Origin of the sequence: Vibrio sp. Y58_MX_L22, from assembly GCF_024181865.1 — a bacterium.
Taxonomy (GTDB): domain Bacteria; phylum Pseudomonadota; class Gammaproteobacteria; order Enterobacterales; family Vibrionaceae; genus Vibrio; species Vibrio alginolyticus.
The window spans coordinates 72,818-88,313 of record NZ_JAMZAN010000009.1; the positions used below are offsets into that span (position 1 = coordinate 72,818).

At 43.4% G+C, this 15,496-nt stretch carries 18 protein-coding genes; 5 read left to right on the forward strand and 13 right to left on the reverse strand.

Annotation, left to right across the window (positions count from 1 at the left end):
* Positions 1–156: 156 nt before the first annotated feature.
* Entirely contained in the window at positions 157–660 is a 504-nt protein-coding gene (locus NL626_RS18750) for a DUF2938 domain-containing protein (protein ID WP_033906514.1), read from the reverse strand.
* A gap of 84 nt (positions 661–744) precedes the next feature.
* Between NL626_RS18750 and NL626_RS18755 the strand changes: the two genes are divergently transcribed.
* Positions 745–1,152 carry a helix-turn-helix domain-containing protein gene (locus NL626_RS18755; RefSeq protein ID WP_031778925.1) on the forward strand — a complete coding sequence of 136 codons (408 nt, stop codon included), beginning with the start codon at positions 745–747 and terminating at the stop codon, positions 1,150–1,152.
* Positions 1,153–1,224: 72 nt separating this feature from the next.
* On the opposite strand, the gene def is transcribed toward NL626_RS18755, so the two are convergent.
* The 7 genes from def to NL626_RS18790 all read right to left on the reverse strand — a co-directional run bounded on the left by def (position 1,225) and on the right by NL626_RS18790 (position 8,279).
* Complete coding sequence (def, locus tag NL626_RS18760) at positions 1,225–1,731, reverse strand: peptide deformylase (RefSeq protein ID WP_253657634.1); 507 nt, start codon at positions 1,729–1,731, stop codon at positions 1,225–1,227.
* Between the two features lie 234 nt (positions 1,732–1,965).
* Positions 1,966–2,430, reverse strand: coding sequence for an ABZJ_00895 family protein (locus NL626_RS18765; protein ID WP_065275261.1), 465 nt, complete (start codon positions 2,428–2,430; stop codon positions 1,966–1,968).
* A gap of 512 nt (positions 2,431–2,942) precedes the next feature.
* The gene (locus NL626_RS18770) at positions 2,943–3,482 is read right to left on the reverse strand and encodes a tetratricopeptide repeat protein (protein WP_064354738.1); all 540 of its coding nucleotides are present in this window, start codon (positions 3,480–3,482) and stop codon (positions 2,943–2,945) included.
* Position 3,483: 1 nt separating this feature from the next.
* Entirely contained in the window at positions 3,484–4,254 is a 771-nt protein-coding gene (locus NL626_RS18775; protein ID WP_086047433.1) for a hypothetical protein, read from the reverse strand.
* 296 nt (positions 4,255–4,550) lie between these two features.
* Positions 4,551–5,996 (reverse strand): AGE family epimerase/isomerase, encoded by a 1,446-nt coding sequence (locus NL626_RS18780; protein ID WP_253657635.1) that lies wholly within the window; start codon positions 5,994–5,996, stop codon positions 4,551–4,553.
* Between the two features lie 113 nt (positions 5,997–6,109).
* A complete protein-coding gene (locus NL626_RS18785) occupies positions 6,110–6,646 on the reverse strand; it encodes an AAA family ATPase (protein ID WP_162497046.1) in 537 nt (178 codons plus the stop codon).
* 289 nt (positions 6,647–6,935) lie between these two features.
* Positions 6,936–8,279, reverse strand: a complete 1,344-nt coding sequence (locus tag NL626_RS18790) for a magnesium transporter (protein ID WP_017635328.1) — start codon at positions 8,277–8,279, stop codon at positions 6,936–6,938.
* Positions 8,280–8,494: 215 nt separating this feature from the next.
* On the opposite strand from NL626_RS18790, the gene NL626_RS18795 reads away from it, so the two are divergent.
* Positions 8,495–9,370, forward strand: coding sequence for a universal stress protein (locus tag NL626_RS18795; RefSeq protein ID WP_025767825.1), 876 nt, complete (start codon positions 8,495–8,497; stop codon positions 9,368–9,370).
* A gap of 43 nt (positions 9,371–9,413) precedes the next feature.
* Here NL626_RS18795 and NL626_RS18800 read toward each other — a convergent pair whose 3' ends face one another.
* Together NL626_RS18800 and NL626_RS18805 are read right to left on the reverse strand one after the other, a co-directional pair.
* Entirely contained in the window at positions 9,414–9,803 is a 390-nt protein-coding gene (locus tag NL626_RS18800) for a MazG nucleotide pyrophosphohydrolase domain-containing protein (RefSeq protein ID WP_054574607.1), read from the reverse strand.
* A gap of 26 nt (positions 9,804–9,829) precedes the next feature.
* Positions 9,830–10,258, reverse strand: coding sequence for a PaaI family thioesterase (locus tag NL626_RS18805; protein WP_031781242.1), 429 nt, complete (start codon positions 10,256–10,258; stop codon positions 9,830–9,832).
* A gap of 211 nt (positions 10,259–10,469) precedes the next feature.
* Here NL626_RS18805 and gloA point away from each other — a divergent pair, with 211 nt between their 5' ends.
* Positions 10,470–10,856 carry a lactoylglutathione lyase gene (gloA, locus tag NL626_RS18810; protein WP_213903310.1) on the forward strand — a complete coding sequence of 129 codons (387 nt, stop codon included), beginning with the start codon at positions 10,470–10,472 and terminating at the stop codon, positions 10,854–10,856.
* Between the two features lie 11 nt (positions 10,857–10,867).
* Complete coding sequence (locus NL626_RS18815) at positions 10,868–11,968, forward strand: alkene reductase (protein ID WP_253657636.1); 1,101 nt, start codon at positions 10,868–10,870, stop codon at positions 11,966–11,968.
* A 117-nt stretch (positions 11,969–12,085) separates the two neighbouring features.
* Here the strand turns inward: NL626_RS18815 and NL626_RS18820 are convergent, their stop codons facing one another.
* Positions 12,086–12,361 carry a nitrogenase-stabilizing/protective protein NifW gene (locus NL626_RS18820; RefSeq protein ID WP_033906505.1) on the reverse strand — a complete coding sequence of 92 codons (276 nt, stop codon included), beginning with the start codon at positions 12,359–12,361 and terminating at the stop codon, positions 12,086–12,088.
* 241 nt (positions 12,362–12,602) lie between these two features.
* Between NL626_RS18820 and NL626_RS18825 the strand changes: the two genes are divergently transcribed.
* Positions 12,603–14,453 carry an acyltransferase family protein gene (locus tag NL626_RS18825; protein WP_253657637.1) on the forward strand — a complete coding sequence of 617 codons (1,851 nt, stop codon included), beginning with the start codon at positions 12,603–12,605 and terminating at the stop codon, positions 14,451–14,453.
* A 79-nt stretch (positions 14,454–14,532) separates the two neighbouring features.
* Here NL626_RS18825 and NL626_RS18830 read toward each other — a convergent pair whose 3' ends face one another.
* Both NL626_RS18830 and NL626_RS18835 read right to left on the reverse strand, forming a co-directional pair.
* Complete coding sequence (locus tag NL626_RS18830; RefSeq protein WP_253657638.1) at positions 14,533–15,003, reverse strand: RES family NAD+ phosphorylase; 471 nt, start codon at positions 15,001–15,003, stop codon at positions 14,533–14,535.
* 1 nt (position 15,004) lies between these two features.
* A complete protein-coding gene (locus tag NL626_RS18835) occupies positions 15,005–15,457 on the reverse strand; it encodes an antitoxin Xre/MbcA/ParS toxin-binding domain-containing protein (protein ID WP_005376498.1) in 453 nt (150 codons plus the stop codon).
* Positions 15,458–15,496: the final 39 nt, after the last annotated feature.

Consider the following 15,496-nt stretch of genomic DNA (forward strand, 5'->3'; position numbering starts at 1 on the left):
TGACGTTAAGGCAATGTTAAATGTCCGCCGACTTTACGTCTTGGATAAATGCAACAGACTTTAGACATATCGGTCAACTATGATCAAAGCGCAAAAAACAACCAAGAGTTGAGCATCATAGATAAAAACCACTCGTTTGCATGATGCTCATGTTCTCTATGCAAAATACTGGCTCGTAACTTTGATTGCAAACCCGGCTATGAATAAACCCAAACCAAAACCCAAATGCGCCAATGTGCTAAGAAAACGGGCTTTCCAAGGTGTTGGGGTTTTACTCGCAGCAAAACCAAATCCTAGACAAGGTTGAATGACCAAAAATGGGAAGATCAACGTTACCACGCCTGTAATTAAGCTGGGCATTAGACTGGGCTCTACCAACCAATGATGACCAAAAACAGTAACGTGAGCCAAAGCGAAAGTAACGCCGATGGCATAATGCAAAAACCAGCCAAGTGACTTTTCTCCCGGCATCGCCTCTGACGCCATAATTGGCGCATGCATAAACTTTCCTTGGGGCATGTACAAAACCCAGCGCGCAACCAACGCATAGTTTAATGAAGGAATACCAAACACTCTCCTTTGTAACCATGCCCATAAATCCATTATCAAAGTGGCACCAATCCCTATTAGCACCGCTTGCAATCCCATTAAAAGCAGCATTTTTCTCTCCTCAAGTTTTTGATTTGTTAAGGTCTTAGTTGCATGCTACAACTTAAAGCCAACTTGAAGTCAATGGGGAATAATATGGATATTGCAGAAGTGGTTAGAAAATCAGGATTGCCGACTTCAACGCTCAGGTATTACGAACAGCTGGGGTTAATTCGCTCGATAGGAAGGAATGGATTGAGACGCCAATATTCACCAGAGGTACTCAATACACTCAATTTAATTAGTTTGGGGCGTATCGCTGGAATATCGCTTAACGAAATGGCAGAAATGTTGAATCAATCAGAAGTTTCAAAGCCATATATCGATCGTGACTTACTAACGAAAAAGGCACTTGAGATTGATGAGCAAATAAAACGTTTGAAAGCGGTGCGAGACAGCCTAAACCATGTTGCTACCTGCCCTCATGAGTCACATATGGACTGTTCTTCATTTCAGAAGCTTATGAAGGTCGTAAAGCGTTATGTCCCCCAAAAGCAGAGATAAACCGCTCTCCCTACCGTCCTATTCTTGATTTACAAGGAAGTAACTCGCGGTTGTGAGTTACTTCCTTTCATATTACTTAGCTTGCGATTTTACGTACTTCTTCACTTTTTTCATCGCCATTTTTTGCTTTAACGGTGAAAGGTAATCAATGAACAAGTTACCAGATAGGTGATCAATTTCGTGCTGCATCACAATCGCCAAGAACTCATCGCTCTCGATTGTAATCGGGTTGCCTTCACGGTCTAGTGCAGAAACAACAACTGACGTGTAACGCTCTACATCTGCGTAGTACTCAGGAACAGATAGGCACCCTTCTTGACCAAGTGCTTTGTTTTCTCCGCTCACCACTTCTGGGTTAACCAAGATTAAAGGATCATTGCGTTCGTCAGAGATATCGATGACAACAACCGCCTCTTTTCTGCCCACTTGGGTTGAAGCTAAACCGATACCATTGCCCGTTGCGTAAAGTGTTTCTAGCATATCGTCTATCAGCGTTTGTATTGTCGATACATCAGTGACTTTTTCTGCTTTTACTTTAAGCCTTGGATCAGGAATTGAGAGAATTTCGAGGACTGCCATACTTACCTTTCATATCTATAAATCGTAATTCGTGGCGAATTATACACACGTTTCTCGATACATAAACCTGCTAAGCTATCTTGCGCACAAGGCATAAACCATTAACTCAAACGACAACACAATAAATGGGTTTGCCTTTTAGACAAAAAATCCTACAAACAGGAAACTAAAACGCCAGCACATTATGGCTGACGTCTTGTCATGATCCTAATTGAATCGTTTGTTGTATTTTATCTACTGACTTTCCTTGGCTTTGAGTAATACTCTAATCGCCATTTTCTCACCACTTTTTAAAATTAAGTAGGCGATGCCAATCGTTATTAGCATTATGATAGCAATAAAAATACTTACCCCACCGAGCTCAGATAATAAATAAAACGGAGAAATATCTAACGACATTAAGATAAGAGAGAACACTACCAAACTTGCTAAAGTCCACAGTAAAACAGCATACCATCTTGTTTTTGATGGCATTACATCTCCAGTCTTGTAGCCGAAGTAATAACCAACACTCATGGCTGGGATTAACGTGCTAAGAAAGCCTGTACCACTCATTTCTATCCCAACAATATATTCAATGGCCAACAGCAATGCAGCCCAACAAACGGACGCCAAACACAACAGAGACGTAACAAGAAGTACCGATGGTGGCTGGTTCATTTCTGATTCTGAATAGTTACTTTTTAATTCCACTTTCATTTCTTTCCATTTATTTGAATAAAATAAGCGTTTTAGATCATGCTTCCGCTTGGACAACCTAGAGAAACAACACCACAAGAAATACAACTTGTAGCTTTTTAAATAGTTTTATTTTCATTTAACCTAGATTCCAACTAACTGTTATTTTTAAAATTAAGCCCTCTCTCTCAAATTGTATATTCAATGAATTTACTCATAAGGGCCCAGTGCAACCATGTTAATACGTTCTATGTATCAGAAACAATTCATTTATTTCCAATGACACTAGTGAGATTATGCGACGTGATTGGAATCTCACTTAAGTTTTCATGGGCCTATCGCGCTGAAAATTGAATCCTCTACCTGTCATAGAATAAAAAGCCGTCAAAACCAGTTGGTTCTGACGGCTTTTTATTTTCTATTACACACTCGATTATTGTTGCAGCTTCGCTGTGGCTTCTACTGCTTTGTAGAAGTCCAGCACTCTCTGTTTGAGGTTCGATTAAAACCCTATAAAACATTAAGCCGCAATATTAATTGAGTTGTTCTATATAGCGATTCAGCTCTACCGCATATGTTTTTTGATCAATCGCAGTGTCACCTATTTCTTCATCTAGAAATCCAAGTAGCATTTGTGCACCACCTTCACCATTATTTAACGCTTGCGTCAAGTAATAGGCTGAAAGCACCTTATTTTCAGGTAAACCACAGCCATCATCATACAAACATGATCCTAAATAAAATTGTGCACTAGCCAACCCATCATCAGCAGCCTCTGAGATTAAAGAAAAGCCCCGCTTAACATCCATGACTTTTGGCTCTTTCAGAAGGATTACCCCTAAAAGCTCTTTACTATGAACATCATCCACTTCGATAGCTTTGATCAATAAAGACTTTGCTCCTTGCACATCACCTTGTTCATAAAATTTATTTGCTTCGCTGTACAACTGCTCTGGAGCTTCTCGGTTCTTAGTTAGGAGGCTTTCTGTCGTTTTAGTTGCCTCAAACTTTGACGTAGTATCGTTACATGCCGTAACAAGGAGCACTACGAATAAAACGTTAACAATTCTCATGTTATTCCCATGTACATTTGATAAACAAGACTGCTGTCGAGTATGAATCGTCATACTGACCGCTTACAATTTGAAACTTTGTATTGATCGGAGCTTTAGCACTAGCTTCACACATATTGGCAATTTGACCACGAACATAAGCACTCGAATCAAAGTTATACTTGTCTTCTTGAGAAATTATACTTGCTAATGAAACTCTAGATAGTTGAGGAGCTTTCCCATATTCCCTTTCGACTTTCAAATACTTCACATTAACAATCAAAATGCAGCCAGATGATTCTAGATTTGCATTGTGTACTCGATTAGCTAGTACTCTAACGTTTTGTCGGATAATATCAAAGAGAAGCATAGCTCTGCCTTTCTGTAATACCATCCCTAAGGCCATGGCCCTTCCACTATTTGCTTTCATTGCAGTAGAAGCTAGAGTTGACGACTGTATTGGAGCTAGAGACGAAAATTTACGTGAAGGAATAACAGCTTTATTTTTCCAGTGCATTCGATCTGTTAACATACCAGACTTAACCGCCATGTTGCGATCTATCTGTTCCTTAAGCTTTTGTAACCTTTTCTCACCTGTAATATCATTTGGAAGCTTACGTAATGGTCCCGCAAGAGAAGTATCTTTTATGGTATTAACGGGAATTTTCTCATCATCTAATTTGCTTCTTAGTTCGACACAAGAGCTAAATAGTTTGTCAGCTGGATACATGTAATTAATGTAGTTGATTGATAACGGCGTATCTCTCTCGTGCGTTAGTATAGAAATGTACATAATGATTCTCTCAAAACCATTATTATGAACAGGATTGCATAAAGTTCCAAACTCTAAGTTGTCCTAGTTGTGAGATATACCCTAATCAATGAAAGTTAATTTATAGTTAGATATTTGTTAGAAACACTCAGCGGTCATTACAAATAAACATTCGTTAACTATATGTGTTGTCACAATTACATGTAAGATTATTAAAAATAAAGGCTAACCAGTTGGTTAGCCTTTATTGATATTACTGCTACAATTTTGCTTTGGCTTTTACGCGGACTTTAACCAACACATCACCATCGACCAACCTAAGGTCGAATATTGGTGAATGTCGCGATGGTGACTCCATCACTTTGTGACGACAACGATTTTACGTCTGCGCTAAAGTAATATGGATTAAGTGGCATTTTACTCTCGGCTAGTCGCGCGTAGTAAAGCTTGGCGGGCTGTTTTGCCATTTGTTGCGCGTACAAATACCCGACCAACGCATGTTCAAACTGGTGGTAACCATTTCCCCAATGGAACGCTTTGGTTGATTTAGGGCTTAGACCGACGCCTCCATATTGATGATCCACCCATGCATCCATAAAAGTGGGTAACGTGTATTGAAGCGTTTCTTTCATCGAACCATCAACAAGGGAAACTGTCATTGCCGCTTGATCGAGCTCTGCCCATTCCCAAGACGAGCTATAGTGCTTGTATGGTCTTGATTGCCAAGCAGGAATGCTCTCTTGCGTCCATTTACTCTGCCATTCTGGTGAGAAAAGCGCTTTGACTTGCTCAAAGTTTTGCTGGTATTGCGCTTGCTTAAGCGTGTGTTTCATTCCTTTGAAACCAAACTCTGTCCACTTTGAATTTTCCAACAACTGACCTGTCAGATACGTCATCCAATACGCCTTGATGGTGTGTCCAAAATCATTGTGTTTCGCATTTGGCATCATTACCGCTTTGTGGTGTATCGCGCCATAAAAGCGCTGCTCTTTGACGGAATGGTAGTTATCTATCATCACTTGCGTCAGCCACTCCAGATCTTGTTTCCACTTGGCTTGCGCTGGTTCTGGTAAAAGTGGCGCCGTTAACAACAGGTAGCCATTAATTTGGTCAAGTTGAGCGACTAACTCTTGCTGCTTCGCACTTTCCCCATCACCGTCTTTCAAAACCCAAGCCAGACCGCGATCATCGCTTCGTCGGTATTGTTTAAATATAAACGCTTGCTGGTCGATAAGCGCTTGTTCGACCTTTGGATCTTGCGTTAAGTAGTAGTACATCGCCAACCCCACCAAGGCGTAAGCTTGGTCTTGAGAAGTTCGTTGTTGCCACTCCATCCCCGGTTTTCCACTACGCGTAAAGCTCACGAAGCCGCCGTTTTTCTCATCTTGTAGATGATCAATCAGGTAATAAGCCCCTTTCTTTGCCAACTCTAATGCTTGCTTGTCACCCGTAAGATGAAAAAGTACGCCATAAGCGTAAGTTTGGCGCGATTTCATGCGGGTGTATTCGCGATCGAAGTGCGGGCTAATCCACCCTTTGTTTAATTCTTCACACGGCTTTTGTGGGTCGAGAATGACACCGTTATCACAACGAAAAGTCGGAAAATTCCCCGCAGGTTGTCCATGCGCGCTTTCCATCATCCAATATGGGGCTAGGCCATTCGTCACATGGTTTAACCAATCATCCCCCGAAGGCAGGCCTACATCAGCAAAGCTGCTCATGCTCGTCGTTGCGAGCAATAAGGTAAGATATTTAAAAGACATAACACTCAATTAAGTTATTGAATTTTATCCAGTATAAATAACTCCCTTTACGCATATTGTCGTCGTGGTCACAATCGCCTTACGCATTTGTTTGCATCAATCATCTTTCAGCCTTACTCGATGATTGAGCCGCGAATAAACGCTACTCTGTCTTCGACTGACATTTTGGGCACTTCGATCAATTGATAACCAAATTTGTGATAAGCGCTGGCCATCTGTTGATACGTAGCCACCGCTTCAGAAAAATCTTGCTTTCGCTCTTCGTCGTTGCTGAATATCGATGCCCAAGGTGGAAAAATGAATACTTGAGAATGATAACGAAGCATCTGGCAATGCGTGATGAGCTCATGCGAGATTGGAAGTTGTTCCAACTTACTGTAGCCATATACGTCCACAATACTGCGATCAAAAAACACGTCCCCTTGGTGGGCATTGAAAGCTCGGTAATTGCTCACTTCTGCCTTCATCATTTCGTCTCGAAAAGCTTGTTTGTCATTCCAAGGTAATGCTGAACCGTGATTGGCAACCTGCGTTTGTATCACGTGACGACCGGTTTCTGGCGCGCAGATAAAGCCTTGTGTTTTTAGCTGTTCGATTACCGAAGTTTTCCCTGCACCGGGACCACCAGTGAATACGATGAGTTTATTCAAAATTGTTTCCTTATTTTTTGTTTGAGTGAAGTAATGCGTGTACAGCCAAGAAAATGGGCATCATCTGGCGTTTGAAATTGGCATTTGGCACGCCAGCGTTAAGCGAGATCGGTAGTGGGAAATTTGGGGAATAGAACTGGGCAGTGAAGAGATATACAAAGTAAGAACCGAAACGACGTGTTCATCGGTTATGGAAAACGGAGGAATGCTGAGTGAAGCAAGCTCGCCCAAAATACTGGGTTGGGAAATGGTGCGATTGGTTCTGCTAGTTAACGCGTCAATTGGATATCTATATCAAGAAAATGGCACCTAAGCCTAAGAACGCAAAGAAACCAACGACATCGGTAACGGTCGTCAATACTACCGAGCCAGCCACGGCGGGGTCAATGTTAAACTTTTTCAACGTGAATGGTATCAACGTACCCGATGCCGCGGCCGCCAAACTATTGAGGAAAATGGCACAGCAAATAATAAGCGCCAATGGCAAAGAGTCAAACACCATGTAAACGACACCCGCGATCACCAATCCCATAATTAAACCATTAATGGTGGCGATTTTTAATTCCTTATTCACCAATAGCTTCAAGTTACTTTGGTGCAAGTGGTTTAGTGCGATACCTCGAATGGCCACCGCTAAGGTTTGGCTACCCGCGATGCCGCCCATACTCGCCACAACGGGCATTAAGATCGCAAGCGCAACGACTTGCTCGACCACATTATCAAAAAGCCCAATGATGGCGGAGGCTACGAAAGCGGTCAGCAAGTTAATCACCAACCAAAGTGCTCTTAGCCTTGTCGCCACGCTTAATGGTGTAAACAAATCTTCTTCGCTTCGTACGTTTTCTGCCACTACAGCTTGTAGGCTGAGTTCACGCAAGGTAATCGCGATGGTCGCCATCGACAAGACGCCCATAATTTTGCCACCAGCCATGATAGGAAACCAATGTGCTCCACCATCAATCGAGACTTGTTTGCTGACGCTTTGAATCGTTTGAATATCTTCTAGAATTGGCGTAACTACGGTCAAGTCGGTAAGTTTGATATGATTTTCGTGCAGCAACAGGGTTTGCGGCTCTATCGTACCAATCACACCACTTGCATCACGCACAATAATCAACCGCACTGGACTTTGCCCACGTTTTAGCAGCTCGGTTTTGATGCCTCCTACGCTGTTTTTAGGGTTTGCGACCAGAAAGTGAGGCTCGGCATAACGTCCAACTTTGTTGTCTTCATACGACAATGCTTGTTGGATATGCGCGACAGACTCTTCACTTTGATCAATAAGGTATTCATCTACAAATTCGGTCGGTAGAAAGTCCGCAAAGATGATCAGTTCTGAATCCGTTATGTACGCCAAGCGTTCATGTTGTAAGTCTTTATTGAGTGATTGATGAATGTGCTTGGCGGTGTCGTATCGGAGCAAATTTAATACCGTCCAATACTTCTCAGGCGGCACTGCTTCTATGACACGCTTACGGTAAGCAATGTTGACCGATTCCAAAATGTTCGCAATCTGTGCTTCTTGATAGTCTTTCAAAAAGCTCAAGTCTTCGGTCGATTCTATCGCTTTAATGATCTCAGCAAGCAAATGTGGCACTTTGCGGTTAATTTGCAATTGGTTGGAATCTATCATTACTTTTACCTATAGCTTTCAGTACCACATTCGCCGCATTGACGATATGTGCTATCCGAAGGCATGAATTCTTGATGTTAAAATTCTAGGCGATAGTTGACTTAATTGCGGAATTTATATTTCGCTCGCAGAAACAAAACGCCTCTGCATCAGTTCATGGTATAGACTTGAATGTGTGTCAGGCTCATTCGCCTTGTTTGATAATGGAGTAATCAATGGCACCTGTATTTTTTCTGACTCAGCAGGCCGCCTTACCAAGTCGTAAGGTGCTTCGTAAAGTGATTCAATTTTCGACAGCGCTGGCTCAGCCTATTGTAGTTTTAGTGGAAGACCATCGCCGAAGTGAAGATCACGCATTCGCTCATTTTCTCAGTTTCAACTCTGACCATATAGAAAAAAGACAAGCTGAGTTTGAAGCTTGGACCTTAAAGTTCAACGCATTAATTGTCGAACTTTGTGAAGAAGAAGAGCTTGAAACACCAACGCTATCTTACGAGCATTTCAAAGGGAGCCATTGGGTTGAGCAAGTTGCGAAACGACTTGTTGACCACACTGACTTACTGCTCGTGGGACACTTTAACAAACACGAGATTCAAACGATGCTCACAGAACTAGCACAACAAGATTGCGACTTGTTGCTACTGAGTGAGCGTTCATGGCCTTCTCACGCCAACATGCTTTGTGCAATCGACCCACTTCATCGAGGGGATGAAAAGTCGATAGTAGATAAAGCCATCGTCTCGCGAGGCTCAAAATTAGAACAAACCTTAAGCGGGAAAATGACGCTCGTTTACTGCCGATACGTCGCGCCATACCTCTCTCGCTATCGTGCAGAGATATTAAGCAATCAAAAAGCAGGCATTACAGATTTTATTAGTGCGCAAAAGTTAACGCGAGTTCCATTACTATTACCGGAAGGAAACCCTGAAACGGCGTTACCAAAAGCAGTTAAGCAATCACAAGCAGCGATTTTGATTATGGGTGCATGTAAACGAAGCATGTCATCCCAATTTTGGTCTGGCAGCACTGTAGACACGTTACTTGACCAACCACCTTGTGACCTACTGTTGGTCAACAGCTCCAAGGGCTGACTAGGTATTCCCTATTAATCTATCCTTTCAATACCAAGCGCAGTTATTGGCTCTTTACATCTTCTAACTGCGCGACTTCATGCTCTGCGTTCAAGGCTTGTTTCTGCTGCTGTTTTATTTCATCCCAACTGCGTCCCGACTCAATCGCAGATACACGCTGATCGTATTTGTTGCAGGCTCTTTCGAGTACTTTCTCAGGATCTATGCCCTTTTCTCTTTCCAACGCTTTTAATACGTTAAGGTAGTTCCACAACACATCGCCTAACTCGTCTTCCAAATGACAAAGGCGATCCTCACGAATCTCTTCGCGGACTTCATCAACTTCTTTGCCAATGGCCTCCAGATAAGTCTCTACGCCTTTAAACCAAGTGTTGGTTTGGTCATATTGAGATTTTCTCGTCGCAATTGCATACAGCTCATCAAATTTCTTCATTGCCTCTCCGTAGAACACGTTTTTATTTATGCCTTTTTAGGACGAATAAACTTCCCTTTAGCCGTCACTCTAACTTCGCTTTCGACCCGCAATTGAGCCACCAGTTGATATATACCGCGTCGTTCACCTTCACAGTGTGCGGTAATCGTGACTCGATCATCTAACTGAATAGGTGCATGGTAGCGCACATCCAACTGCGCCGTAAGGGCTTGAATGTCTCTAGATAACAAACAATGCGTCATTGCACCATCGAGAAGCGAACTGGCAATACCACCATGCAACAGGTCTGTGTAACCTTGATGACGCGGTAAAACGTGAAACTCTCCGACAACAGAGCCATCGGCTAGGTATTGGTAGTTCACGGCCAAAGAGTTCGGATTCACATTAATTGAAGAACAAACCGCACATTGATGATGAGATTCGTGAGTGTAATGACAATAGCTGTTTGTAGACATGATAGTAACTCGGTTTCTCAAAAGAGTAATTAGCATATGCCAACAATTAAAAAGAAACGGCGAGTAATCTTTGTTTGCATGTTGCAGGGCCAGCAACCTCGCTTTTCATAACACTAAATAATCATTTTAATAATTAACGATAATTTCCAGTTTATTTAGAGTGGCGATATGGTTTGCATAGTGATTACGCAACGTTATGAAAAGGCGACTTATGAAGTTTCTCCACACGATGATCCGTGTAGCTGACCTAGACAAATCTATCGAATTTTATACAAAAGTTCTGGGAATGAGTGTTTTGGATCGTTTTGAAAACCAAGAATACCGTTACTCACTGGTGTTTGTTGGTAACCCTGATCAACCAGATAGCGCGACCATCGAGCTAACTTATAACTGGGATACCGACAGTTACGACTTGGGTAACGCATTCGGACACATGGCACTGGGGTCTGAAGATATTTACGCCGCTTGCGAAAAAATTAAAGCGCTTGGTGGCAACGTTACTCGCGAGCCAGGTCCAATGAAAGGCGGAGAAACTCACATCGCGTTCATTAAAGATCCCGATGGTTACCAAATCGAACTCATCCAAACTCAAAAATAACGAGGTTTCCTATGACAGACGCATTATTTCAACCCATTCAACTTGGCTCTCTCTCATTAAAAAACCGTATCGTTATGCCTCCGATGACGCGCTCTCGTGCTTCTCAACCAGGTAATATCGCTAACGACATGATGGCGACCTACTATGCTCAACGTGCTGAAGCGGGCCTAATCGTTGCTGAAGGCACACAAATTTCGCCAATGGGTCAAGGCTATGCATGGACACCAGGCATTTACAGCCCAGAGCAAATTGCTGGCTGGAAAAAAGTAACTGATGCAGTGCACGAGAAAGGCGGCACTATCTTCGCGCAATTATGGCACGTTGGTCGCGTGACTCACCCTGATAACATTGGCGGTGAGCAACCTATTTCTTCTTCTGCGCTAAAAGCAGAAAACGTGAAAGTATTTGTCGATAACGGCACAGACGAACCGGGTTTTGTCGACGTGGTTGAGCCACGTGAAATGACCAAACGAGACATCAAGAACGTTATTGAAGAGTACCGCCAAGCCGCACTAAACGCGATAGAAGCCGGATTCGATGGTATCGAACTTCATGCAGCGAATGGCTACTTGGTTAACCAGTTTATCGATTCTGAAGCGAATAACCGCACCGATGAATACGGCGACTCAATTGAAAACCGTCTGCGTTTTCTTGGTGAAGTGGTAGAGGCGATGACGCAAGCTATTGGCGCTGAGCGTGTTGGTGTTCGTCTTGCGCCATTCACTTCGTTAAATGGCACCGTTGATAGTACGCCAGTCGAAACCTACACCGCCGCTGCAGCGCTGCTTGATAAACTCAATGTGGTTTACATTCACATTGCAGAAGTGGATTGGGACGACGCGCCAGACACTCCGCACGACTTTAAAACCGCAGTTCGTGAGGCGTATAAAGGCACACTGATCTATGCTGGTCGTTACAACGATGAAAAGGCGCAACACGCGATCGAAAGTGGTTTAGCTGACATGATTGGCTTTGGCCGTCCGTTTGTTGCAAACCCCGACTTACCAAGCCGCATCAAGCATGGCTATCCACTGGCAGAACATGACCCTGCCACATTGTTCGGCGGCGGTGAAAAAGGCTTAGTGGACTACCCTGCGTACCACGCGGGTTAATTCATCTACGTAAAGCTGATTCGCAACTCGCGACAAACCAATAGCGAAACCAAAAGAACCTTGCTCTTCCCCCTGTAACGCCAAGATGCAGGGTTCTTTTTAGGCAAGCCATCAGAATTAACGTCTTTGACAAGATGTACAACCTCGACACGCAGAGCGCGTCTTTTTACTGAGCAAACTGCGCTGTACTTTACAGTAAGCATTCTTTAAAGCACGACGACCTGAAAACCAATCATCCGGTTTAGTGAGGATTAAGTAGCCGTGAAACCTCTTAACCAACTCGGTTCGATTGTTTTCGATAAATCGGCTATCAAACTCGATGTCGAAGTAATTCAAAGCCTCTTCGATACAAGTAAAGCTAGCAATTTTTTCCTGAATCGTATTCTCTGTCATCGTTTCTGTAGCGTAATCATTTTCAATGAAGTCTAAGTGCCTCGCGCTTTACGTTCTTTGATTTAGCGCTTCTTAAGATCATTCTTTATGGGTTTTCCATATTGAAATTCAATTTGGGAATTCGTTAACCCACCTAGCATTTTCATTTTGACAATCACTTTAAGGTGCTGATTTAAAGCAACATTATTTCTGGTTCATATTTTGCTCTACTTCATTAAACGGAATGTTGGAGCAACACGATATGACCTACAGAGCAGAAGTAGACGGATTAAGGGCGATTGCTGTCACGTTGGTGATTTTGTTTCATGCAGGAGTTGAGCAATTCGCTGGTGGCTTTATTGGCGTCGACGTGTTTTTTGTGATCAGCGGCTATTTGATCACCACCATCGTGATTAACGACTTAGAAAACCAGAAGTTCAGCCTTGGTGATTTTTATGAGCGACGCATTCGTCGCATACTCCCCCTCTTACTGGTGGTGATCGCCGTCAGCTATTTGATGTCTTGGTGGCTATTTTTGCCGCAAGCACACAAAGACGTTGGTCAGTTCGCAGTGTCTTCCATTCTTTCCTCATCCAACATTCTTCTGTATCTAAAAGGCCACAATTACTTCGGTTTAGAAGATCAAGCCAACCCGCTGTTTCACACTTGGAGCTTGGGCGTTGAAGAACAATACTACATTGTCATTCCTTTGCTACTCATGCTACTCGCTCGTGGCAAAAACGCGTTTTACCTGACTTTTTTCATCGCGGTATTTGCGCTGAGTTTGATGACTATTGTCTACGCGAGCAACGATCCTGATTTCGCTTTTTACATGATCTTCTCTCGCGCTTGGGAGCTGGCAACCGGTTCATTACTCGCATTAGTGATGAGAAAAGTCCAAGTTCAATCTAACGATACGCTAGCAACCATTGGCATCGTTTTGATATTGGCTTCCGCGCTTTTGTTTGAAAAATCGCAAGATGGCGCGGGCATTACGCTGCTGGTGCCGGTCATCGGTAGCGCGTTGGTGATTTTGTTTGCCTCGAAAGACAATGTCTGCGGTAGATTACTGAGCCTAAAGTGGGTCGTGTTCGTCGGCTTAATCAGCTACAGCTTATACTTGTGGCACATTCCATTATTTGTCTTTTACCGCTACGTGTTGGACACAACACAAGACATCAATATCCCACTTTACGTTGTCACTCTTTTTGTACTTTCTTACTTCACTTGGCGCTTTATTGAAAAGCCGTTCCGTAGCCGAAAAGCCATGAGCATGCGCACTGTGTCCGCGGTTATTGTGTTGTTGACGTTGCCCTTGCTAACGCTCGGCGTTATCGGTCATCAGAACGGTGGTTTTCCAGAAAGAAGCGCATTTTTCGAGGCCATGCGCGTTAACAACGGTTATGGTTTAGATTGCAACGGCAACACCAACGTTAACGATGTGTGCTCGTCTGCGCCGCAGCCCGCCATCGCTGTGTTAGGCAATAGTCACAGCATGGTTTACGTGAAGCGTCTATCCGAAGTAACACCAACTGGCGTGGTGCAACTTACTCAAGATTCCTGTGCGGTCGGTTATGTCGACATCCTAGAAGCTGCTGGCTCAATTTCTTGCCGACAGTTCTTCAATGAGGCTGTCGATACCATTCTAAGTACCCCTTCCATTCGTCGCGTTGTTATCTCTTCTAACTTCAATAAAGAGCTTTCACAAGCCGATTATGAAGCATCATTAACCAAATTATTGAATGAACTGAAAGGAAAGGAAGTGGTCGTTTTCGGTCCAACCCCTTCTGCACCGTTTGCGGTAGGAGAATGCCTTTGGAAAGCGCGTTTGTTTGGCGAGACAGAAGAGTCTGCCTGCGACTTTTCTCCCAAACAACATCACCCTCGAAACGTGGCGAAGTTAGTGAACTACTTTGAGCAATTTGAGCACGTTGAGTTTGTCGACTTGACCGATGCCATTTGCAGGAATGGCGTATGTCGAATGAAAGTTGGTACAAACAATGCGATGTATACGGATGACAGCCATTTATCTTACAAAGGTGCTGAGTTGGTGCTTGGACATTACCACAACAGTACAAATGAAGCGCAACAGTTCACTTACGACCGACAATAACCAAGGGAATAAACTTTTATGCTTCAGCGCTTATCTCAGGTAAGCGCTGAATGCTTTAAAGCAAGACAAAGCTAGGCGTCTATTTGAAAATGCGCGGATCAAACGCGAAATCGAGCTTTTCGGCTTTCTTGATGATCTCTTTCATTTTGGGATGATTTGGATTCACCACGTAGTTTTTATCACGAGGTGAAATCGTTGAAGGCACTTGCAGCGCGGCAAACTCTGGATGAGGATCATTGAGAAACTGATCACCAATGTACTGCGTAGACTCGCTCGCCGGTATTGCTCGCCACGTCACAGGGAGATCTTCTTCATCTAAGGTGGCGATGAGGTATTCTGGCATTTCAATACGATATAAATCGTAAAGTTTGGTGATAGCAGGATCGTTGTTTACGTGAACAAATACTTCCAACGAGCAAAGGGATTCCGATTCAGAGAAGTAGAGGGCTTCGGTTCCTTTTGAGTTCCATCGCCCTCCAAACAACTTTGCGCCAACGCGGCTGAATGGCGTGTCAGCAAATTTCTTTTGTGTGAGACGATAGAGCTTCATATTACGAGAATACCCCGTGCTCTAAACGGCCGATCAAATCTTTTACGATTTCAAAATCCACCGTGGTCGAGACCATATCAAGTGGACGTTTACCTCCTAAGCCATACACATTCTCTCTCATCCATTTTAACGCGCGCTCTTCGTCGTCAAACAGCTCTGTCGCGAGTTTCAATAACATCGCTAATCGATAGATTGCATCACTTTCTTGCGTATTGAAGCGTTCATCGTTTTTTAGACGACGCTTGACCGTGCTGACAGGTATCAATGTGACGTTTTGAAACTCACTCTGAGAAAGCTTCACACGCTCAACAATATTGCGATACACCTTTGGCTCAAAGCCTTTGTGAACCGCATCAGTGCGACCTGTTTCAGCGTCTTCAATACCCAACATAAACCAGAAATTGGCTTTATGAGGTTGTTTCGGTTTGAAGCTTTTTAATGCTGCAGTTGCCATATCAAGCTCCTATGGTTCATATGGTCCAGTTATTATGGT

Excerpts from the sequence above, each read along its gene's own strand:
- NL626_RS18750 (WP_033906514.1), bottom strand. The coding sequence starts at position 660 with ATGCTGCTTTTAATGGGATTGCAAGCGGTGCTAATAGGGATTGGTGCC.
- NL626_RS18755 (WP_031778925.1), top strand. The coding sequence starts at position 745 with ATGGATATTGCAGAAGTGGTTAGAAAATCAGGATTGCCGACTTCAACG.
- def (WP_253657634.1), bottom strand. The coding sequence starts at position 1,731 with ATGGCAGTCCTCGAAATTCTCTCAATTCCTGATCCAAGGCTTAAAGTA.
- NL626_RS18765 (WP_065275261.1), bottom strand. The coding sequence starts at position 2,430 with ATGAAAGTGGAATTAAAAAGTAACTATTCAGAATCAGAAATGAACCAG.
- NL626_RS18770 (WP_064354738.1), bottom strand. The coding sequence starts at position 3,482 with ATGAGAATTGTTAACGTTTTATTCGTAGTGCTCCTTGTTACGGCATGT.
- NL626_RS18775 (WP_086047433.1), bottom strand. The coding sequence starts at position 4,254 with ATGTACATTTCTATACTAACGCACGAGAGAGATACGCCGTTATCAATC.
- NL626_RS18780 (WP_253657635.1), bottom strand. The coding sequence starts at position 5,996 with ATGTCTTTTAAATATCTTACCTTATTGCTCGCAACGACGAGCATGAGC.
- NL626_RS18790 (WP_017635328.1), bottom strand. The coding sequence starts at position 8,279 with ATGATAGATTCCAACCAATTGCAAATTAACCGCAAAGTGCCACATTTG.
- NL626_RS18795 (WP_025767825.1), top strand. The coding sequence starts at position 8,495 with ATGGCACCTGTATTTTTTCTGACTCAGCAGGCCGCCTTACCAAGTCGT.
- NL626_RS18800 (WP_054574607.1), bottom strand. The coding sequence starts at position 9,803 with ATGAAGAAATTTGATGAGCTGTATGCAATTGCGACGAGAAAATCTCAA.
- NL626_RS18805 (WP_031781242.1), bottom strand. The coding sequence starts at position 10,258 with ATGTCTACAAACAGCTATTGTCATTACACTCACGAATCTCATCATCAA.
- gloA (WP_213903310.1), top strand. The coding sequence starts at position 10,470 with ATGAAGTTTCTCCACACGATGATCCGTGTAGCTGACCTAGACAAATCT.
- NL626_RS18815 (WP_253657636.1), top strand. The coding sequence starts at position 10,868 with ATGACAGACGCATTATTTCAACCCATTCAACTTGGCTCTCTCTCATTA.
- NL626_RS18820 (WP_033906505.1), bottom strand. The coding sequence starts at position 12,361 with ATGACAGAGAATACGATTCAGGAAAAAATTGCTAGCTTTACTTGTATC.
- NL626_RS18825 (WP_253657637.1), top strand. The coding sequence starts at position 12,603 with ATGACCTACAGAGCAGAAGTAGACGGATTAAGGGCGATTGCTGTCACG.
- NL626_RS18830 (WP_253657638.1), bottom strand. The coding sequence starts at position 15,003 with ATGAAGCTCTATCGTCTCACACAAAAGAAATTTGCTGACACGCCATTC.
- NL626_RS18835 (WP_005376498.1), bottom strand. The coding sequence starts at position 15,457 with ATGGCAACTGCAGCATTAAAAAGCTTCAAACCGAAACAACCTCATAAA.